Here is a 20,340-nt window from a genome sequence, read left to right as displayed (position 1 = left end):
TGCGACCGCTCCACCCTTCCGATCGTGTCGCCGACGACATAGATTGCCGTCGTGTCCTCCCTGCTGTCCTCCTCTCTGTCCCTCCCCGCTCGCGCGGCGCGCGGGCTGATCTTCGTCTACCGCGTCACCTTCTCAGCCTTCGCGGGACGCTTTTGCCGCTATGCGCCCACCTGCTCCGAATACGCCGACGAAGCCATCGCCAAACATGGTTTATGGGCCGGAGGCTGGATGGGATTCGCGCGCATCTGCCGCTGCCGTCCGGGCGGCGGCGCGGGTTACGATCCCACGCCCGAGGCTCTGCGCGCCGACGCCAGCCCGCTGACGCCCTGGCGCTATGGCGTCTGGCGCCAGCGCCCGTTTTGCGAAGCGGTCGACTCTGAGCGCGAGACAGACGCCGGGCGCCCTTAATTGAGCACGACGACTTTCGTTCCGACCTTCACGCGGCTGTAGAGATCGACGACGTCCTTGTTGGTCATGCGGATGCAACCCGATGACACGGCGGCGCCGATCGTGTCCGGCTCGTTGGAGCCATGAATGCGATATTGGCTCGAGCCGAGGTAGAGCGCGCGCGCGCCAAGCGGATTTTCCATGCCGCCGGCCATGTGGCGCGGCAAATCCGGTCTGCGTTTGAGCATCTGCGGCGGCGGACTCCAGTCCGGCCACTCGCGCTTGCGCGAAATCGTTTTTTCGCCGGACCAGGTGAAGCCCATTCGGCCGACGCCGACGCCATATTCAATCGCGCGTCCATCGCCGAGCACGTAATAGAGCCGACGGTCCTTGGTCGAGATGACGACCGTGCCGCGCTTGAATTGCGGATGGCGCCAATAGACGGCCTGCCGCGGTATCGCCTGCTCGCGAAACACATTGAGGAAGTCGGCGAGCGGACCGCGATTGATCGGACTGTCGAACGCCTGCGCCGGGGCCGCCGTGAAGAGAAGCGCGGCAAAAATGATTGATCCGTTGTTTCGGCGCATGGTTGATCTCCCAAAAGCTGCGGACAGACCTTTTTGGGCGATTGCGGCTGATTTCGGGTCGCCGATAGGACGAGAAAATCCCGCGCGCCGTTCGGCTGCTCAGATCGTCGCGTTCGACGCGCCCCCGGCCCTCTTGGCGCATCGGTTGAGGATTTCGATCACTTCATCATCGCTGATCTGGCGAAAATCCCGGTAGAAAAAGCCGATCGCGCCGAATGCGCGATGCGTCTCAAGACAAACAATCTCATCGACTTCAGCGCTAAGAGACTCCAGCGTATCTGGAGGCGCGACCGGCACGGCCAGCACAAGCTTCTTCGGCGCGCGGGCGCGGACGGCGCGCAAGGCCGCGCGCGTCGTCGCGCCGGTGGCGACGCCGTCATCGACGACGATGGCGATGCGCCCTTCAACCGCCGCTCGCTCACGGCGGCCGAGATAGAGCCGCCGGCGCCGCTCGATTTCCTCCAGTTCGCGCGCGCACACTCTCTCAAACTCCTGTTCGCTCACATCCGCCATAGCGATCACGTCCTCATTGCGCACGACGACCGGCGCGCCGCCGTCCGCCACGGCGCCCATCGCCAGCTCCGGCTGGAAGGGCACGCCGATTTTCCTGACGAGCACGAGATCGAGCGGAGCCTTCAGCAAAACCGCGATCGGTTCTGCAACGGGCGCTCCGCCGCGCGGCAGGGCGAAGATGACGACATCCTCGCCCTTGAATTTCTCAAGCGCGGCGGCAAGGCGACGTCCAGCGTCGATTCGGTCGTAAAAGGACATGGCGCCCTCACCTTCCTGTCGGCGCGTCGGCGGCGAGCGCCGACTGCGCAACATTAAGATAGCGCGTCGCCAGCGGTTCCCACTTCGTTGGCTCACGTGGCGACTCATCGAGAAGATGCGCCACGGACTGCCGCGCGCGCAGCACCGCACGCCAAGCCGCGTAAAGCGACACCAGGCGTCGCGGGGGTTCGCAGGAGAGGCGCTGCGCCACTTTGTCGACGAGTTCGACGCCGAGCGCGCTCGCGCCAAGCAGCGCGCATTCGACGCCAAGATAGGCAAGCTCATCGAAGGGATCGACCTGGCGCAGTTCGGCGTTGAACTCCAGACAGTCGAATATGGCGATGGTGTCGCGAAAACAGATGTGCTCCGGGCGCAAGTCGCCATGCCGTCGACGACCTGGCGTTGAAAGACGCGCTCCTGCAACAGTGATCGGCTGGCAGCCAGCCTCGCGTCGAGGATGTCGAGTAGAACGGGCGTGCGCCCATGGTCGAGCGCGAAATCCCGCCGCGTCAGAACGTCTCGATTCTTTTCCTGCTCGCGAAAAAAACGCAGCGCATAATCCTCGGCGCTGATCGAGGAGCGTTCGACGCCGCGATAGAAATTCCCCAATGTGTCGCAAAGCGCGTCAATCTGCGCCGCGCTCAAGCGATCTTCGGCGATCAGCCGATCAAGCATCGCTTCGCGCGGCAGTCGGCGCATTTCGACAAGCCAGTCGACGACGGCCCCCTCGCCGCCAAGCGCCATGCCGCCCACCGCGCTATCGGTCAGCGGCGCGACGCCCAAATACACATCGGCCGCGAGCCGGCGGTTCAGGCGCACCTCCTCGCGACAATTGTGTTCGCGAGAATCGATCGTCGAGAAGTCGAGAAAGGGATAGCGAACGGGTTTCTTGAGCTTGTAGACCTTGTCGCCTGCCAGAAAGACATAGGACATATGCGTTTCCAGCACGGCCACCGACGCCGGCGCGTGTGGATAGGCGCCAGGCGCGCTGAGAAATCGAACCTTCTCGGCAATTGAGGGCAAGCCCGCGTCGCCAATGGCGCGCGTTCCGCTATGAGGGATCGACTGCATCGTCGCGGCTTTCTCAGCCCGTGACACAGATGAAGGGCGCAGCTCGCGTGCGGGCCTTTCCGGACGACCGCCTGTCAGACAGGACAAGATGCAGGTTGTTCTCGGAACGCCGGCCGATGAGCTGCCCGTCCGGATCTTTGATCGAGACGCGACAGGCTGTCGCACCTGCACAGCCATCCTCGAGCCTTTCGATCATGCGCATGATCTTCTCTTGAGGTCGGAGGGCGGCTCAAAGCCCTGAAAATCGATCTTCCGCTGCCTTTGCATCGAAATTCCTCCAAAGCTGAGGCGCGCATGAACGTCCTCAAGAGGATATGGCGAGGGCTGAGCGGATTCTCCAGAAGAAGATTCATACTGCGACGCCATGAAGGACGCCATGTAGGCTGAAACGTCCAATCTGCACGAGGTCCCTATGACGAGCGACTTCACGACCGCCGACGTCGCGATCGGCCCCCATCGATTGGAGGGATCGCTGTACCTGCCTCAATCGCCACAGGGGCTCATCATTTTCGCGCATGGCAGCGGCTCCTCGCGCTTCAGTCCGCGCAACAGATATGTCGCGGAGCGACTCGTCGCGCGGGGATTCGCCTGTTTGCTGTTCGATCTCCTCACCGCCGAGGAAGGCGAATTCCGCCGCAACGTCTTCGACATTGAACTGCTCGGCGCGCGCGTTGGCGAGGCGATCGACTGGACGAGGGACAGCGATGTTGCGCGCTTGCCCATCGGGCTGTTCGGGGCGAGCACGGGCGCCGCCGCCGCGCTCGTCGCCGCAGCCGACGAACCACGCGTCGCCGCCATCGTCTCGCGTGGCGGTCGGCCCGATCTTGCAGGCGACGCGCTGCGGCGGGTTCAAGCGCCGACGTTGCTGATCGTCGGCGGACTGGACTATGGCGTGATTGAACTCAATCGCAGCGCGCAGCAGCTGCTCGGATGCCGGAACCGTCTCGACATCGTTCCCGGCGCCACCCATCTCTTCGAGGAGCCCGGCACATTGGAGAGCGCCGTCGAGCGCGCGACCAAATGGTTTGTAGAGTGTCTTTGCGCGCCTCAGGCGTGACCCAAGAATAACGCCCAAGAATAACACATGCTAAATAATTTTCTTAGCGCAGGGGGTTTGAAACATGATGACGGAGGCGCTGACCGAACCGCCGCGCGAAGCGGATGGCAGCCTTGCGCTCTTCGCGCTCGGCGCCAGCATATCTTTTGGCGAAGACGTCGCAGAGGCGCTTGGCGCTGAGCTCGCGCCGCTGGAAGACCGCGAGTTCGAAGACGGCGAATATAAGATCAGGCCGCTCGAAAATGTGCGTGGCCGCGACTGCTACATCGTTTTCACCCTAAACGGCGACGAGGTCGCGAGCAGCGCCGACAAGCTCTGCAAACTGCTGTTCTTCGTTGGCGCGCTGAAGGACGCGGGCGCTCAGCGCGTCACGGCCGTCACGCCCTATCTGTGCTTCGCGCGCAAGGACAGGCGCACCAAGCCCCGCGACCCGGTCACCACGCGCTATGTCGCGCAGCTGTTTGAAGCGCTTGGGACGGACCGTGTGGTCTGCGTCGACGTCCACAACATCGCCGCTTTTCAGAACGCCTTTCGTTGCGAGACGGTTCACCTTGACGCTCAAGCGCTGTTTGCGCGTCATGTCGTGGCCAACATCGGGGACGGGCCTGTCGCCGTGGTCTCTCCCGATCTTGGCGGCGAGAAGCGCGCGGAGCTTTTTCGGCTGCGGCTTGAACGCATGCTGAAGCGGCCCGTGGCCAAGGCCTTCATGGATAAATACCGAAGCGAGGGCCGCGTCGTTGGCGATATTTTCGCGGGCGACGTCAAGAATCGCACCGCGATCATCATCGACGACCTCATCGCCGGCGGCGGCACGGTGGCGCGCACCGCTGCGGCCTGCCGCGCGAATGGCGCGGCGCACGTCTGGGTCGCGGCGACGCACGGCGTCTTTTCGCAAAAGGCTGCGTCCGCGCTAAAGAGTGCGCCGATCGACCAGCTCATCATCACCGATACAACGCCGCTGCAACCATCCATGGCGGCCGCGCTTGGCGATCGGTTGATCCTGGTCAGCGTCGCCGGTCTCCTGGCAGAAGCGATCCGACGCCTGCACGCAAATGGCTCGATCACGCAGCTTCTGGAGGACGGGCCCTAGCCGCTGGGCGCTCTGGTTGCGTCCTGCAGCGACTCGCGCCACAAGCCTCGCATGAACTTGGAAGACATCGTCATTCGCGAAATGTCCAAGAGCGAACTTGATCGCGCGCTCGATTGGGCCGCGGCCGAGGGCTGGAATCCGGGGCTTTACGACGCGGAGAGTTTCTACGAAGTCGATCCGAAAGGATTCTTCATCGCCGAACGCGCGGGCGAGCCTCTGGGCTGCATCTCCGCCGTCGCCTATGACGAGTCCTTCGGCTATGTCGGGCTATTCATCGTTCGTCCGCCCTACCGTGGACAGGGCGTCGGCCTTCGCCTCTTGGACGTCGTACTGCGGCATGTGCGGGGGCGCAATGTCGGGCTCGACGCCGCGATCGACCTTCAACAGACGTATGCGCGATACGGATTCACATTCGCCTATCGCAACATACGTCATCGATGCGGCGGCGGCGGCGAAGCGCCTCCAGACCTGACTGAATTGGCCGACGTCCCCTTCGACGAGATCGTGCAATATGACCAGACGGTCTTTCCGACATCGCGACCGAATTTTCTTTCGCGCTGGATCGCTCAGCCGCAGAGCGCGGCGCTCGCCGTGGTGAAGCAAGGGCGGCTCGCCGGCTATGGCGTGCTGCGCGCGTGTCGCGACGGCTACAAGATCGGGCCGCTGTTCGCGAATGATTCTGAAATCGCCGACGCGCTGTTTCAAGGCTTATGCGCGCGCGCCGCGGGTGCGCCGGTGTTTCTCGACACGCCCGAAGCGAACGCCGCCGCCATCGCGCTGGCGCAGCGACGCCAGATGACCGCTATGTTCGACACGGCGCGCATGTATACGGAAGGAACGCCGCCGGGTCGCATCGACCGCTGCTACGGCGTCACGACCTTCGAACTCGGGTGATTCGCTTCGCCGGACTGGACGCCGAGGCGATCGATAAGATCAGAGGCCGCGGCGCTCGGCGCGATCAACGTCGGATCGTCGTCGGCTTCGCCCGAACGGTTGACGCGCGGCGAGACGATCCATTCCTGCAGAGCCTCTTCGGGCGGCAATCGGAGCAATGCGCCAGGATCCTCGCCCGACATCCATGCGTTGGCGTCGCGCCAGTCGAGAATGACCGGCATGCGATCATGGAACCGGCGCATCCAGCCATTCGCAGGACCGACGATGATCGTCGTGGAGTCGATCGTGGCATCGCTCTCAATATCGCGACAGCTCTCGCACAAGCCGGCGAAGGCGAGCGGGCGGCCGTCGGGCGTTGTGAAATAATGCGGCGTCCTAGCGCCTTTCGCCCCGGTCCATTCATAGAAGCCCGACGCCGGGATGATGCAGCGCCGAGATGCGAAGGCCGAGCGGAACATCGGTTTTTCGGCGACCGTCTCGGCGCGCGCGTTGAAGGTTGCAGGCAGTTCGCGCAGGGGCTTCTTCCACCAGGAGGGCGCAAAGCCCCAGCGCATCTGGACAAGCTCATGTCCTGCCGGCGTCGGTCTGATGACCTCGATCATCGTCGTCGGCGCCACATTGTAGCGCGGCTGCAGATTGCGCGGCTGGCCGATCAAATCGGCAAGCCGCTGGAGCTCCTCCCAGGAGAGATGCTGCGTAAAGCGCCCGCACATTGAGCGAGACCGTCCTGTCTCAGTAGTAGTAGTGCCGATGACGGCGGTAATATGGGCGCGGCGCCGTCGCGGCGCCAATGATCGCGCCGCCCGCTGCGCCGACCGCCGCCGTGGCGAGCGTCGGGCCGGCGAGTCCGCCCGAGGCAAGCGCGCCGATGCCGGCGCCGCCCAGACCGCCGATGACGCCGCCGCCGAGGGCGCGTTCCGCGGGCGTGTAGCAGCCATAAAGCGGCAGTGAGGCCGCCAGAAGCGTCGCAAGGACGAGGGCTTTCTTGGCCCGGCGGGGCGTGGCGATGCTGTGCATTTTCATTCCCTTGTTCACACTCTTCTCGCCGCTTTGGCGCTGAAGCCAAGCCTTCGCGGCGCATCGCCGAATGAACCCAGATTTACGCCAGAACGATGGCCCTGTCGTGAAGCCACAGGCCAGAACGAGGCCTCGAGAAGGCCACAGCCGGGGCGCTCGATGACGACGCGCAACACTTGTTTCGTCTTCCTTCTAATTGGAACATTTCGCAAATAAGAACGCTGCGAACAGCGATTTCTGCAAGACTTCCGATGAGGGATCAATTGTATTGACGCAGGAAGTCGCCTGTTAAATCTTTATACCATGCACGCGGCGCCGCTGAGACTTTCAGCATCGAACCCTCAACCAAAAAATCCGGCGCGCAACCCCTCGCGTGACGTTCCGTGCCCTCAAGGAGAGAATGATGTGCGATCTGGCGCGCGAGAGAAAACGCATTGATTCGATCCTCGCCGAAGCGATGAACCAATACTCGGCGCGGCTGTCGATCGATGAAACCGAGCTTGCCGGCTATGGGCTTGCGGCGCTGCGCAGCCACTATGCGCTTTCCTGTTCTGATGAATGCATGCGCAAGCGATGTGACGAATTCGCCGCGCTCGTCGCGCTGTCGCGTCGTGCGCAGCAGCATGCGTGGCAGACGGCATGAAATATTCGGCGACAGGAAAGAAGGAACGCGCGATGTTCATGGCCTCGAACCAGTTCAAGGTCGTCAAGGGCTGCGAAGAAACATTCGAAACGGCTTGGCGAGAGACAAGCGTCCGCCTGCGGGAAGCTGCCGGTCTCATCGGCTTTCAATTCCATAGGGGAAAGGAGTGCGGTCCGCACGTGCTCTATTTCTCGGTGACCATGTGGGAGACGGAGGAGCGCTTCATCGATTGGCGACGCGCCGAACTCTATGGCCCGCCAAGCGGCGACACTGGACCGCGCTGCGCCTCAAGGCTGGAGGAGTTCGACGCGACGGTCTCCAGAAGCAATCCGCAATAAGCGCCGATGGCGTTTTCTAGGAGAAAGACATGTTGGGAATTGGGGACAGCATACCGCCTTTCGTCGTGACCGGCGTAAAGCCGGGATTTAACGAGATCGAAGAAAACGGCGAGACAGCCTTCGAAACGCTCTGCGAGACGAGCTTTCCAGGCATGTGGAAAATCATCTTCTTCTATCCGAAGGACTTTACCTTCGTTTGTCCGACGGAAATCGCGGCTTTCGCGCGCTTGTCGAAGGATTTCGCCGAGCGCGACGCCGTCGTTCTCGGCGGCTCGAGCGATAATGAGTTCGTGAAGCTTGCTTGGCGGCGCGACCACCGTGACCTGAAGAGCTTGCCGATCTGGCAGTTCGCCGACTCGAAGGGCGATCTGATCGATGGCCTCGGCGTGCGCGCGCCTTCAGGCGTCGCCTATCGCGCCACCTTCGTCGTCGATCCTGGCAATGTCATTCAACATATCTATGCGACGAATCTCGACGTCGGCCGCGCGCCGGACGACACGCTGCGCGTCCTCGACGCCTTGCAGACCGGCGCGCTTTGCCCCTGTAGCCGGCCGGTCGGCGGAGAAACGCTTATCCCCGCGGCATGATCGCGGACGCGGCGCCCGGCAACTGCAGCGTCAGACATTTCGCGGCGCCGCCCGCTTTCATGAATTCCGAGAGCGGCGTCACGACGGGCGTGAAGCCGGCGTCGGTCAGGCGTGAGCGAAGATCGTCGGAACAGGCGTTGAGGAAAACGCGCCCGGCGACTTCGACAGCGTTGCAGGCGAAAGCGAGCGCGTCCTTCTCGCCGACTTCGATCCGCTTCTCCGCTGGCGCGATGGCGCGGATCGCTTCCCGCGACGCGATGTCAAAGGCCGCCGGGTAATACATCAGCCAGCCGCCGCTTAAGGGGCAGAAGCAGGTGTCGAGATGATAGAAGCGCGGGTCTATGAGCCTCAGCGCGACGGCGCGCCGACCGAAGATCTTTTGAAGATGCTTGGGCGCTTCTTCGCTTGAGCGCCAGCCATAGCCGCACCAGACAATGGCCCGCGCGTGATCGAGAAGCGCGTCGCCGGCGCCCTCGAACGGAACATTCTCCGGCCAGGGCGCGATCGAATAACCCTGCGCTTCGAACCATTCGCAAAACAGACGCTCCTCGGGCCGCCGCTCCTTGGCGTGGAATCGGCTCACGACAGCCTTCTCGCCGATCGCAAGTCCCGCATTGGCGGTGAAGACCATGTCCGGCAGGCCCGGCGTCGGCGCGACGAAAGCGATATCGCTATGCGCCGCCAGCTTGCCGCGCAAGTTCTCCCATTGCGCCTGCGCGCGCGGCAGCGCTGCTTGCCCGATCTGGTTTTCCATCCACGGGTTGATGATGTAGTCGATGCCGAAATGATCCGGCGCGCACATCAGCAGCGCACCACGCGCAGGCGCAGGCCGTGGCGGCGCGGCCTCGCGCGCGTCGCTCCGCGGCGCATCGCTCAACACAGCGGCTTCAGCGTCGAAGCGCATCAACGAATTCTCTGGCGTTGAACGTCCGTCGATCATGCGGGCTGTCCCGTCCTTACGTGAGTTGCGACGTCTTCCTGCTCCGCGTCGAGCGGATGCAGCAGTGAGAACAGATCTTTCGGGTCTGCGGGCTCAGCGATCAGCTCGATCGTTCGGCCGACGCCCGTCTCCCGCGCAAGGTCGCGCAACAGGCGCAACACCGAAAAATCCTCGATGGCGAAACCGACGCTGTCGAAGATGGTGATCGCGTCTTTGGAGGAGCGCCCTGGCTGATGACCGCGTAGAATTTCCCGCAGTTCCGTCACCGGATGCTCCGGGCCGAGTTGCTGAATTTCGCCCTCGCCGCGCGTCTGCGGCGCATATTCGACGAATATTTCGGCGCGCAGCAGCAGGTCGCGCGCAAGCTCGGTCTTGCCCGGACAGTCGCCGCCGACCGCATTGATATGGGTTCCAGGCCCAACCATGTCATCCGTTAGTATCGTGGCGCATTTCTTGTCCGCCGTGATCGTCGTGATGATGTCTGCGCCGGATGCGGCGCTGCGCGCGTCGATGCACCGAATGATCGTCAGACCGAAGTCGGCCATGTTGCGCTCGAACTTCTCGACGGCGTCAGGGTCGACATCGAAGACGCGAAGCCGGTCAACGCCAAGAACGGCGTGAAAGGCGCATGCTTGAAACTCCGATTGGGCGCCAAGGCCGATCAGCGCCATTGTCTTGCTGTCGGGCCGGGCGAGATGCGCCGCCGCCAGCGCCGAAGTGGCGCCGGTCCGGAAGGCGGTGGCGAGCGTCATGTCGGCGATGAGCGTCGGATAGCCAGTTTCGACATCGGCGAGCGCGCCGAAGGCGACGACGGTCTGCAGGTTGAAGTGCGTGTTGCCGGGATGACCGTTGACGAATTTAAAGGCGAAAGCTTCGCCGTCGCTCGTCGGCATCAATTCAATGACGCCGCGCGGCGAATGGCTCGCGTAACGCGGCGACTTCTCGAACGCGTCCCAGCGGATAAAGTCCCGACGCAGATAGTCGACGAGCCGCAACCAAAAGCGTCGCGCGCCCACTTCTCCAACAATGCGGGCGATATCTCGCGCGCTGAGAAACGTCACCATGCCTTCTCCCATCGACCCATGTCGGGAGACTAGAACGCGGCGCTGCTAATCAAAATCACCATAAATTGTCAAAAAAGCTGGAGTTTTGTCATTTCGGCCATAGATATTGACCGTTTCCACAGAGGCGTGGGCCATGGACGACCTCGACCACCGACTCATCGCGCTGCTGCGGACGGACGCGCGGGCTTCTTTATCCCAGCTCGCCAAGGCGCTCGGCGTCTCGCGCGGAACGGTCCAGAACCGACTCGACAAGCTCATCGCGTCCGACGTGATCCTGGGCTTTACGGTTCGGCTGAAAAATCCTTCCGCACCCGATCGCATCCGGGCGATCATGATGGTCGAAGTCTCCGGCAAGAATTCCCGCCGCGTCGCTCAGGCGCTACGCGGGCTTCCGCAGATCCACACGCTTTACAGCACCAACGGGCCTTTCGACCTCATCGCGGAAATCGAATGCGCCAATCTCGAGGAATTCGATCGGGTGCTGTCGGGCGTGAGGATGATCGAAGGGATCGCTCGAAGCGAGACGAGTCTACTGCTCGCTCCCGCCTGAGCCTTCTCAGTGCAACGCCTGCGCTGCTTTTGAATCGCTGGGAGCCAGCCTCTCGTCCCCCTCCGATGCGCGCGGCAGGAACACGCGCGCGATCAGTCCGTGGGGTTCGCGGTCGAGCAGCGACACGGATCCGCCGTGGTTCTCGACGAGCGAGCGCACGATCGATAGCCCCAATCCAAATCCGCTGTGCTCGTCAAGGGTTCGTCCGGGCTGACCGCGAACGAAAGGCTCGAATGCGGTCTGCTTGCTTTCCGCTGACATTCCTGGCCCGTCGTCGATGACGTCGACCTGTATCAGTCCTTCCGGCCGATCGGTCAGAAGCACGTCCACTTTCTTCGCGTGATGCGTCGCGTTCTCGACGAGATTGGTAAAAATGCGCTGCATGTCGGGGAGCGATCCGAAAATCATTTGGCGTCCGCCGCCGTGGTAGGTCACATGATGCCCGAGGTCGCAGAACTCGTCGGCGACCGTTTGCAGAACGCTGTCGAGATCGACCAGGGAACAGTCGGACTTGTCGTCTCCTTCAGCGCGCAAATACTGCAGATTCTTGAACAGCATTGCGTCCATGAGATCGACGTCGCGCATCATCCGCTGCTGAAGGCTTTGATCTGGCACGAACTCCGTTTTTAGCTTCAGGCGCGTGATAATTGTTCGCAAGTCATGACTCACCGCCGCAAGCACATGGGCGCGCGCGGCGATCATCTTGCTGATGCGCGCCTGCATACGATTGAGCGAGCGGGTCAATTCGCGCACCTCGTGAGGACCTCGTTCGGGAAGCGGCGACTTCGTATCGACATCGTTTGGAATCTGCTCAGCATATTTTGCCAGTCGTCGCAGCGGCGCCATGATCGCGTTCAGCGCCCAGAACACGAAGATCGCCGTGAATATGATAAAGGACAGCGCCGTTCGCGCGCCCTGAGTCAGGATAAACGGTTCGTCATCGGCATGCTGCCAAAGCCATCGCCATATCGAACCGGGAGATTTTTGATGCTCGGCGATTGAGACCGTCGCGTAGCCGCCTCTATGCAATTCGACAGCGAGGACGCCGTAATCTTCAGGCGTTGAATTGTCGACCTTGAACACGTCTGCACCGTTCCACAACAGCGAGTCGATGTGGCGAATTTCATTGTCAAAGGCGAGATCGCCGCCGCCCGTCGAAGAATTCGCCGCCGGAGGACGCGCCTCCTGAATCTCGATACTGGCGTAGGGAACGGCGTGAGAGAGCGCTGAAATGACATTGGCTCTCTCCGAGAGCGGCGCGACGTCCAGAGCGAGGATTATGCTCGCGATGAAATCTCCTTGGTCGACGATGTGCCGCCTGCCGAACACATGGAACATGCCGATGACGATGGTTTGGAACGCCACGATCGACACGAAAATGAGCAGCGTAATCTGCACGGCCAGTTTGTTGAGCCGGAACCGCCAGGGAACGCGAGTTGAGTTCATGCGCGTGTGACCTGCGTGGAAAAGATATAGCCTTCGGACCGCACCGTCTGGATGAACGCGGGCTTTTTGGGATCCGTTTCGATCTTCTGTCGAAGCCGGCTGATCAGCACGTCAATGCTCCGCTCAAAGGGACCGGTCGTTGGGCCATGCGTCATGTTGATCAGTTGCTCGCGCGTCAACACCCGGTTGGGATTTTCGCACAAGGCATGCAACAGATCGAATTCGGCGCCGGTCATGGCCACCTTTATGCCGCACGGCGCGACGACCTCTCGAGCGAGCACGTCGACGCGCCAGCCCGAGAAAAGATACGCTTGCCGTACAGCGCGCCCGTCGACGACGTTCGCGTTCGGGGTTTCGGTTCGCCTCAAAACGGCGCGGATACGCGCCAGCAGCTCGCGCGAATTGAAGGGCTTGACGATGTAGTCGTCGGCCCCGAGCTCCAGCCCCAATATCTTGTCGATGTCCTCCGACTGCGCCGTCAGTATGATTATTGGAATGCGTCTCTCGGCGCGCATACGCCGGCAAATGGAGAATCCGTCTTCGCCCGGAAGATTAAGATCCAGGATCAACAGGTCGTAGACGCCGGCGCTGAACGCCGCGTCCATTTCCTGGGCGTTTGCGGCGACCTTCGTCTGAAGGTCGTGACCCGCGAGATAAAGCGAAATGAACTCGCCGATTTCGGCGTCATCCTCGACGATCAGAATTGAAATGGGAGATGCCACTGGTCGCGCGATCACTTTCGTTGGGAGGAGCGGAAACTAATAATGCAGTGTTTCTACAGTGTTTCCATCACAAAAACGATTGCGCCCCGCGACGATTCCGCAGCTCTGTCCGATCTCGTCCGATTTGAGAAAAGAATCAGAAACAATCTCCGTGGTCTGAAAAACTGGAGAAACACGACGGCCACTGGCCTGTCCTATGTTGCGACCGCTAAGGGGTGCGCCAAGGTTTCGACTGAGCGCGATGGCAAGGACACCATATGAAAAGCAAGGCTCATGCTGTCACCCGCGACCTGGAAGCGGACGTGGTTGAGGCAAGCGCCTCTCGGCGCGCCGGGTCATCGGCGCAAGACGAATGGCTGGGCAAGGACCTATGCGGACCCGCCATGGATGAGAATCGCTCAAATTTCGCAGGGACGAGTCCCACCCGGTTCACGCCGAAAACCGGCCTCGCCGGATTGGCCGAAAATTGGCGCGCCGACATTCTGTCCGGCTTTCTGGTTTTTCTTATCGCGCTGCCGCTCTGCCTCGGCATTTCGATGGCCTCCGGCTTTCCGCCGCAGGCGGGCATCATCACCGCCGTCGTCGGCGGCCTGCTGGTGTCACGAATCAATGGCTCCTTCGTCACCATCACCGGTCCGGCGGCGGGCCTCATCGTGGTCATTCTGGACTCGGTGCAGGCGCTCGGCGACGGCGACGCCAAAGCTGGCTACCACTACACCTTAGCCGCGATTGTATGCGCCAGCGTCATTCAGATGCTGATGGGCGTCATGAAAGCCGGCAAGATGAGCGCCTTTTTTCCGTCCTCAGCCGTGCACGGCATGTTGGCGGCGATCGGCATCATCATTATGGCCAAGCAGATTCACGTCATGCTCGGCGTGAAGCCGGATGCGCAGACTCTGTTTGAGACGATTGCGGCGATCCCCGCAAGCATTCGCGACATGAATCCGGAAGTCGCCATAATCGGCGGCATTGGGCTTTTGATCCTGATCGCCTGGTCGCTGGTGAAGAGTCGCCGACTGAAAATGATCCCGGCGCCGCTCGTCGTCGTCATCATCGGCATGGCGCTCGCGCAATATTACGATCTCGACGATGAACATATCTATCTCTTCCTGCCGGACACGCCGTTCCTGCCGCATCACGAATTCACGATCGGTCCGAAATTCCTCGTCTCGATTCCGCAGAACTTCCTGTCCGGCTTCGCCTTCCCGAACTTCTCGCTGATCGGCTCCAGCATGTTCTGGCAGCAGGTCTTCGCCATCTGTCTCGTCGGCAGCCTGGAGAGCCTGCTCAGCTCGGCGGCGGTCGACAAGCTCGACCCTTATAAGCGCACCTCAGATCTCAACCGCGACCTCGCGGCGGTCGGCTTCGGCAACATCATCTGCGGCCTGATTGGCGGTCTGCCGATGATCGCAGAAATCGTCCGCAGCTCCGCCAATGTGAATAATGGCGCGCGCACAGGATGGGCGAATTTCTTCCATGGATTGTTCCTGCTGATCTTCGTCGCACTCTTTCCGAGGGTCATTCACGAGATCCCGCTTGCCGCCCTTGCCGCGCTGCTGGTGTTCACCGGCTACCGACTTGCGTCGCCGCTCGAGTTCAAGAAGACGCTGGCGATCGGCTGGGACCAGCTCACCGTTTTCGTGATCACCATCATCGGCGTGCTGGCGACCGATCTCTTGATCGGCGTCGCCATCGGCATCGCCGCCGAGTTCCTGTTCCACTTCTGGCGCAGCGTCAATTGGGGACAGGTCTTCAAGCTGCGTCGCGACATCGTGGAGAGCGAGCCCGGCGTCTACGAGGTCAAGATCGGCGGCGCGGCCTTTTTCGCCAATTACCTCGCGCTCAAGGGCGATCTCGCGAAGCTCCCAAAGGGCAAAGCGGTGATCTTTGATCTCTCAGAGTCCTGGTGCGTCGATCATACGGTGATGGAGAACCTTCATCACTTCTGCGAGGACTATGAAGCAAATGGCGGCCACGCAGAGGTTCGCGGACTGGATCAACACGTCGCGACGTCAAAGCACCCCCTCGCCCCGCGCAAGCGCAGCGTCTAGTCCGTAAAGTTCACGCAGGGCGCGACCGACGACCGCCGCGTCGAATCGAAGGTGATACGTATGCCGCTCTACCTGGCGCTGACCTCTGTCAGCGCCCTGCTCGCCGTCAGCGTCTACGCCATCCTGGACAGGCGGAACCATGACGTCAGCCGCAACGTCTACCGCCTTTGCATCGGCCTCTGCGGCGTCATTTTCCTCGCAGCGGTCATGCCAAGGGGCGCTCATGTCATTTCGACGGCTTTGCCGCTCGGACTGCCGTGGATCGGCATGCATTTTCGCATCGACGTCCTGACCGCTTTTTTTCTCGCCGTCGTCAATCTGGGCGGCGCGGCGGCGAGCGCCTACGCGATCGGCTATGGCGCGCATGAGAAAGAGCCGATGCGCGTGCTGCCGTTCTATCCAGCTTTTCTCGCTGGCATGAACCTCGTCGTGCTGGCCGACGACGCCTTCACCTTTCTCGTCGCTTGGGAGTTCATGTCGCTCACGTCATGGGCGCTCGTGCTGACGCACCATCATGAGGAGGAGAACAGGCGCGCGGGCTTCGTCTATCTGTTGATGGCGAGCTTCGGCGGTTTTGCGCTGTTGATGGCGTTTGGCGTTCTCGGGGGCGTCGGCGGCGCCTACGACTTCGCCTCGATTCGCGAGTCGACGAAGGCGGGATGGACGTCGGGCCTCGTCCTGGCCCTCGCGTTAGTCGGCATGGGGTCCAAAGCCGGACTCGCGCCCTTGCATATCTGGTTGCCGCTCGCCCATCCCGCGGCGCCGAGCCACGTCTCGGCCCTGATGAGCGGCGTTATGACGAAGGTCGCCGTCTACGGCTTCATTCGCGTCGTGTTCGATTTGCTCGGGCCGCCGGCCTTCTGGTGGTCGGTCGAGCCGATGACCTTTGGCGCGGCGAGCGCGCTCATCGGCGTTCTCTTCGCGACGATTCAGAGCGATTTGAAGAAGCTGCTCGCCTACAGCACTATCGAAAACATTGGCGTCATTTTCATCGCGCTCGGACTCGCCTTGGCGTTCAAGGCCAATGGCATGGCGCTGCCGGCCGCGCTCGCCTTCACGGCGGCGCTCTTTCACGTTTTCAATCATTCGCTGTTCAAGAGCCTGCTGTTCTTTGGCGCCGGCGCGGTATTGAATGCGAGCGGCGAAAGAAGCATCGAGCGGCTCGGCGGTCTTATTCACGCCATGCCGAAAACGGCGTTCCTTTTTCTCGGCGGCTGCGTCGCCATCGCCGCCCTGCCGCCGCTGAACGGCTTCGTGTCGGAATGGCTGGTCTTTCAGGCGATCCTGCTGAGCCCGGCGCTGCCGCAATGGACCGTGAAGCTCCTCGTTCCGGCGGTCGGCGTGGCGCTGGCGCTGAGCGCGGCGCTCGGCGCCGGCTGTTACATCCGCGCCTATGGCGTCGCTTTTCTGGGGCGTCCCCGCAGCGAAGCGGCGCGCAGGGCGCACGACCCGGATCGCTGGTCGCTCGGCACTATGGCGGTTTTGCTGACGCTGTGCCTCATCGCCGGTCTGCTGCCGAGCCTCCTCATCGACACGATCTCACCCGTGGCGAAAGATTTTGTCGGCGGCCGCATGCCGACGCAGGCCGAACTCTCCTGGCTCTCGATCGCGCCCGTCGCCGAAAGCCGCAGCTCCTACAATGGGCTTCTGGTCTTCGTGTTCATTCTTTTCTCCGCCTATTCGGCGAGATGGGTCATCCACAAATTCGGCACGGCGCGGTCGCGGCGCGCGCCGGCGTGGGATTGCGGCTACATCGAAGCCAGCCCCACGACCCAATACACCGGCAGCAGCTTCGCGCAGCCGATCCGGCGCACCCTTGGCGTTATGGCCTTTTCGGTGCGGGAGCGCCTCGACATGCCGGCGCCCGGCGATACGCGGGCCGCGCGCCTCAGCGTCGAAATCAAGGATCGAATCTTCGATTATCTTTATGCGCCCCTCACCCGGGCGGTCGAGTCCTGCGCCGAGCGGCTGAACGTCCTCAGTCTTATGACGATCCAGGAATATCTCGCGCTGGTTTTCGCCGCGCTCGTCTTCCTCCTGGTGCTGGTGGCGATATGACTCTTCTTTTCAACCTCCTGGCGCAGAGCCTCCAAATGCTTTTAGTGCTTGCGCTGGCGCCGCTTCTGATCGGCTTCGTTCGAAAGCTGAAGGCGCGTCTCTTGCGCCGCAAAGGACCGCCGATCATTCAGCCCTGGCTCGACCTCATTCGGCTGCTGCGCAAGGAGGTCGTCCTCGCGGACAACGCGTCGTGGCTGTATCGCTCGGCGCCTTATCTGATCTTTGCGATGATCTGGGTCGCCGCATCGCTGGTGCCGACATTCGCCACCGGACTGACGTTCAGCTGGTCGGCCGATCTCATCGCCATCATCGCCCTGCTCGGCAGCGCCCGTTTCTTCCTTGCTCTCGCGGGCATGGACATTGGAACGAGTTTTGGCGGCATCGGCTCCAGTCGCGAGGCGATGTTCGGCTCGCTCGCGGAGCCGGCGATGATGATGATCGTCTTCACCGTCTCCTTCGTCGCCGGAACGACGCAGCTCTCGGAAATTGCAGCCTACATGGTCGCGAATATGGAATTGCGCGCCTCGGTCGGGATGGCGCTCGTCGCGCTCCTCATCGTCGCCATCGCAGAAAATGGACGGATTCCCGTCGATAATCCGGCGACCCATCTTGAGTTGACGATGGTGCATGAGGCGATGGTTCTCGAATATTCCGGGCGCTATCTCGCGCTCATTGAACTCGCTTCCGCGCTCAAGCTGCTGCTTTATATCTCGCTCATCGCTTGCGTCTTTTTCCCCGTTGGGCTCGCGTCGCACGATGCCGGCGCGGAGGCGATGATGATCGGCCTTTGCGCTTACGTCCTGAAGCTGGCGATCGGCGGCGGCGCGCTCGCGTTGTTCGAGACGTCCACTGCCAAGATGCGCATCTTTCGCGTGCCGGACTTTCTCGGCGCGGGGCTGATGCTTGGCCTCCTGGCGACGCTGCTCGTTTTCGTAACACGGAGCCTCTGATGGAGCTTTTGACGATCGACATCGCCCATGTGCTGGCGGGCGCGCTCCTCCTGACGAGCTTCATGCTGCTGTATCAGGACAGAATATCAGGGCTCATCAATATCTACACGCTCCACGCCGTCATTCTGTCGCTGTCGGTCGCCTGGCAGGCCTATTACCAGGACGCGCCGCACCTCTATTTCACAGCTTGCATCGCGGCGGTCTTCAAGGCGCTGATCATTCCCTTCAGCCTTCGCCGCATCATCAAGCGTTTGCGCATCCACCGCACCGTCGAGGTCGTTGGCGGCGTCGGCATAACCATGCTCATCGGCATATTTCTTGTGGCGCTGTCGCTCGTCGTCATGCTGCCGGCGACCGCCTCCGCTGATCCGCTGTCGCGCGAGGACATCGCTTTCGCCTTGGCGATCGTGCTGCTGGGGCTGTTGATGATGGTGACGCGACGCAACGCCGTGAGCCAGATTATCGGCTTCATGTCGCTGGAAAATGGTCTGGTTTTAGCTGCGGCAGGGGCGAACGGCATGCCGCTCGTCGTCGAGATCAGCGTCGCCTTTTCCATTCTCATCGCCTTCATCGTGATCGGCATCTTCCTGTTTCGCATCCGCGAGCGATTCGACAACGTCGACCTTTCTGAACTCGATCGCGTGCGCGGAGGACGTTCATGAGTTCCGATCTCTTCCTGGTCTCGAACGCGCTTATTGGCATTCCCGCCGCCGCGGCCATTGCGGTCGCGCTTGAACCGGCCTACCGACGCTCGGCGATCATCAATCTCTGCGCCTCCGGCGCGACGTTTCTCTTCGCGCTTGTGCTTCTCGTCGTCGAGCCCGAAAGCGGCGGCTATCTCTTTGTCGACGACCTCAACATCGTCTTTATTGTGCTCTCGACCTTCATCGGCTTCACCACGAGCGTCTATAGCGCGAGCTATATCGACCATGAGATGGAAACTGGCCGGCTGACCACGAGGAACGTGCGCTTCTATCACGCGATGTATCAGTCGCTGATGTGCGCGATGAATCTGGCGCTGCTCGCCAGCAACATCGGCCTCATGTGGGTCGCGGTCGAAGTCGCGACCCTGACGACCGTGTTGATGGTCGGCATGTACCGCACGCCGCACGCGCTCGAGGCCGCTTGGAAATATTTCATCCTCGGCAGCGTCGGGATCGCCCTGGCGCTCTTTGGCACGATCCTCATTTACATGGCGGCCGAGCCGGTTCTGGGACAGGGCTATGACGCCATGGTCTGGACGACGCTGATGTCGCAGGCGCCGCAGTTCAATCCCCGGATGCTCAACGTCGCCTTCGTGTTCCTGATGCTCGGCTACGGCACCAAGGTCGGCCTGGCGCCGATGCACGCCTGGCTCCCGGACGCGCATGCGGAAGGCCCGACGCCGATTTCGGCGGTCCTGTCCGGCCTCCTGCTCAATGTCGCGCTCTATGCGGTGCTGCGGTTCAAGATGCTGCTGACCGCGAATGCGGCGGCGATTACGCCGGGTCCGCTGATGATCACGCTCGGCCTTGCATCGCTCATCATGGCGGCCTTCATGCTCTACCGCCGCGGCGACATTAAGCGGCTGTTCGCCTACTCCTCCATCGAGCACATGGGCATCATCGCCTTCGCCTTCGGCATGGGCGGACCGCTCGCCAACTTCGCCGGCCTGCTGCACATGACGATGCACAGCCTGACGAAGTCCGCGATCTTCTTCTCGGTCGGCCACATCGCGCAGGCCAAGGGCACGCAGAAGATCGCCGACATCAGAGGACTGACGCAGAGCCATCCGGCGCTGGGCTGGTCTCTCGTCGTCGGCGTCGTGGCGATCATCGGTCTGCCCCCGCTCGGAATCTTCATGAGCGAATTTCTCGTCGTGAGTTCGACCTTCGCGCGCCAGCCGCTCCTCGCCATTCCGCTGGTTTTCGGCCTGCTGCTGGCTTTTGGCGCCTTGCTGTTGCGGCTCACCGGAATGGCGTTCGGCGAGCCGAGCCGCGACCAAGGCGAGGTGAAGGCTTCGATGTGGCCTGTCTACGCGCATCTCTCGCTCGTGCTGCTGGCGGGAATCTACCTTCCCTCGCACGTCGTGACCTGGTTCCAGAACGTCGCGCGGCTCTTGGGTTGAGTTCAAAGGA

The 20,340-nt window shown here is 62.1% G+C and carries 22 protein-coding genes; 13 read left to right on the top strand and 9 right to left on the bottom strand.

The features are described 5' to 3' along the window. Window positions 1-51: 51 nt before the first annotated feature. The gene (gene yidD / locus IYY11_RS19760; RefSeq protein ID WP_196405450.1) at window positions 52-408 is read left to right on the top strand and encodes a membrane protein insertion efficiency factor YidD; all 357 of its coding nucleotides are present in this window, start codon (window positions 52-54) and stop codon (window positions 406-408) included. Here yidD and IYY11_RS19755 read toward each other — a convergent pair. The 3 genes from IYY11_RS19755 to IYY11_RS19740 form a co-directional block, all read right to left on the bottom strand. Beyond that, window positions 405-974, bottom strand: a complete 570-nt coding sequence (locus tag IYY11_RS19755; protein ID WP_196405449.1) for a L,D-transpeptidase — start codon at window positions 972-974, stop codon at window positions 405-407. The two genes, yidD and IYY11_RS19755, sit on opposite strands and share 4 nt — an antisense overlap. Before the next feature lie 99 nt (window positions 975-1,073). Continuing rightward, window positions 1,074-1,745 carry a phosphoribosyltransferase gene (locus IYY11_RS19750; protein ID WP_196405448.1) on the bottom strand — a complete coding sequence of 224 codons (672 nt, stop codon included), beginning with the start codon at window positions 1,743-1,745 and terminating at the stop codon, window positions 1,074-1,076. Window positions 1,746-2,829: 1,084 nt separating this feature from the next. Continuing rightward, a complete protein-coding gene (locus IYY11_RS19740; protein ID WP_196405447.1) occupies window positions 2,830-3,018 on the bottom strand; it encodes a hypothetical protein in 189 nt (62 codons plus the stop codon). 210 nt (window positions 3,019-3,228) lie between these two features. On the opposite strand from IYY11_RS19740, the gene IYY11_RS19735 reads away from it, so the two are divergent. The 3 genes from IYY11_RS19735 to IYY11_RS19725 all read left to right on the top strand — a co-directional run bounded on the left by IYY11_RS19735 (window position 3,229) and on the right by IYY11_RS19725 (window position 5,857). Then, window positions 3,229-3,873: a dienelactone hydrolase family protein gene (locus IYY11_RS19735; RefSeq protein ID WP_196405446.1), complete on the top strand. Its 645-nt coding sequence runs from the start codon at window positions 3,229-3,231 to the stop codon at window positions 3,871-3,873. Window positions 3,874-3,937: 64 nt separating this feature from the next. After that, entirely contained in the window at window positions 3,938-4,963 is a 1,026-nt protein-coding gene (locus IYY11_RS19730) for a ribose-phosphate pyrophosphokinase (RefSeq protein ID WP_196405445.1), read from the top strand. Window positions 4,964-5,014: 51 nt separating this feature from the next. After that, a complete protein-coding gene (locus IYY11_RS19725) occupies window positions 5,015-5,857 on the top strand; it encodes a GNAT family N-acetyltransferase (RefSeq protein WP_196405444.1) in 843 nt (280 codons plus the stop codon). On the opposite strand, the gene IYY11_RS19720 is transcribed toward IYY11_RS19725, so the two are convergent. Continuing rightward, complete coding sequence (locus IYY11_RS19720) at window positions 5,827-6,570, bottom strand: SOS response-associated peptidase (protein WP_196405443.1); 744 nt, start codon at window positions 6,568-6,570, stop codon at window positions 5,827-5,829. The two genes, IYY11_RS19725 and IYY11_RS19720, sit on opposite strands and share 31 nt — an antisense overlap. Before the next feature lie 19 nt (window positions 6,571-6,589). Further along, a complete protein-coding gene (locus tag IYY11_RS19715; protein ID WP_196405893.1) occupies window positions 6,590-6,874 on the bottom strand; it encodes a hypothetical protein in 285 nt (94 codons plus the stop codon). Between the two features lie 400 nt (window positions 6,875-7,274). Between IYY11_RS19715 and IYY11_RS19710 the strand changes: the two genes are divergently transcribed. From IYY11_RS19710 to IYY11_RS19700, 3 genes are read left to right on the top strand one after another with little or no spacing between them, the layout of a single operon-like run. Next, a complete protein-coding gene (locus tag IYY11_RS19710) occupies window positions 7,275-7,517 on the top strand; it encodes a hypothetical protein (RefSeq protein ID WP_123175101.1) in 243 nt (80 codons plus the stop codon). After that, a complete protein-coding gene (locus IYY11_RS19705; RefSeq protein ID WP_196401486.1) occupies window positions 7,514-7,855 on the top strand; it encodes an antibiotic biosynthesis monooxygenase in 342 nt (113 codons plus the stop codon). Before IYY11_RS19710 ends, IYY11_RS19705 begins: the two co-directional genes overlap by 4 nt. 29 nt (window positions 7,856-7,884) lie before the next feature. Further along, window positions 7,885-8,442: a peroxiredoxin gene (locus IYY11_RS19700; RefSeq protein ID WP_196405442.1), complete on the top strand. Its 558-nt coding sequence runs from the start codon at window positions 7,885-7,887 to the stop codon at window positions 8,440-8,442. On the opposite strand, the gene IYY11_RS19695 is transcribed toward IYY11_RS19700, so the two are convergent. After that, entirely contained in the window at window positions 8,426-9,346 is a 921-nt protein-coding gene (locus IYY11_RS19695; protein WP_246720122.1) for a dimethylarginine dimethylaminohydrolase family protein, read from the bottom strand. The genes IYY11_RS19700 and IYY11_RS19695 overlap by 17 nt on opposite strands. 32 nt (window positions 9,347-9,378) lie before the next feature. Next, entirely contained in the window at window positions 9,379-10,446 is a 1,068-nt protein-coding gene (locus IYY11_RS19690) for an ornithine cyclodeaminase (protein ID WP_196405440.1), read from the bottom strand. Between the two features lie 133 nt (window positions 10,447-10,579). On the opposite strand from IYY11_RS19690, the gene IYY11_RS19685 reads away from it, so the two are divergent. Beyond that, window positions 10,580-10,996, top strand: a complete 417-nt coding sequence (locus IYY11_RS19685; RefSeq protein WP_196405439.1) for an Lrp/AsnC family transcriptional regulator — start codon at window positions 10,580-10,582, stop codon at window positions 10,994-10,996. Between the two features lie 6 nt (window positions 10,997-11,002). Here IYY11_RS19685 and IYY11_RS19680 read toward each other — a convergent pair whose 3' ends face one another. After that, complete coding sequence (locus IYY11_RS19680) at window positions 11,003-12,442, bottom strand: ATP-binding protein (RefSeq protein ID WP_196405438.1); 1,440 nt, start codon at window positions 12,440-12,442, stop codon at window positions 11,003-11,005. Further along, window positions 12,439-13,164 carry a response regulator gene (locus IYY11_RS19675; RefSeq protein ID WP_196405437.1) on the bottom strand — a complete coding sequence of 242 codons (726 nt, stop codon included), beginning with the start codon at window positions 13,162-13,164 and terminating at the stop codon, window positions 12,439-12,441. Before IYY11_RS19675 ends, IYY11_RS19680 begins: the two co-directional genes overlap by 4 nt. Before the next feature lie 257 nt (window positions 13,165-13,421). Between IYY11_RS19675 and IYY11_RS19670 the strand changes: the two genes are divergently transcribed. Genes IYY11_RS19670 through IYY11_RS19650 form a run of 5 tightly spaced genes read left to right on the top strand, consistent with a single transcriptional unit; the run spans window position 13,422 to window position 20,330 of the window. Beyond that, on the top strand, window positions 13,422-15,215 hold the full coding sequence (locus tag IYY11_RS19670; protein ID WP_210331466.1) for a SulP family inorganic anion transporter: 1,794 nt from the start codon (window positions 13,422-13,424) through the stop codon (window positions 15,213-15,215). 60 nt (window positions 15,216-15,275) lie between these two features. Further along, on the top strand, window positions 15,276-17,273 hold the full coding sequence (hyfB, locus tag IYY11_RS19665; protein WP_196405436.1) for a hydrogenase 4 subunit B: 1,998 nt from the start codon (window positions 15,276-15,278) through the stop codon (window positions 17,271-17,273). After that, on the top strand, window positions 17,270-18,223 hold the full coding sequence (locus IYY11_RS19660) for a respiratory chain complex I subunit 1 family protein (protein ID WP_196405435.1): 954 nt from the start codon (window positions 17,270-17,272) through the stop codon (window positions 18,221-18,223). Before hyfB ends, IYY11_RS19660 begins: the two co-directional genes overlap by 4 nt. After that, window positions 18,223-18,885 (top strand): hydrogenase-4 component E, encoded by a 663-nt coding sequence (locus IYY11_RS19655; RefSeq protein WP_196405434.1) that lies wholly within the window; start codon window positions 18,223-18,225, stop codon window positions 18,883-18,885. Before IYY11_RS19660 ends, IYY11_RS19655 begins: the two co-directional genes overlap by 1 nt. Beyond that, entirely contained in the window at window positions 18,882-20,330 is a 1,449-nt protein-coding gene (locus IYY11_RS19650; RefSeq protein ID WP_196405433.1) for a hydrogenase 4 subunit F, read from the top strand. Before IYY11_RS19655 ends, IYY11_RS19650 begins: the two co-directional genes overlap by 4 nt. The last annotated feature ends 10 nt before the right edge of the window (window positions 20,331-20,340 follow it).

Source organism: Methylocystis sp. H62 (assembly GCF_015709515.1).
Lineage (GTDB): Bacteria > Pseudomonadota > Alphaproteobacteria > Rhizobiales > Beijerinckiaceae > Methylocystis.
Note: the sequence above shows the minus strand (reverse complement) of the source record. Positions and strands in the feature narration are given on the sequence as shown.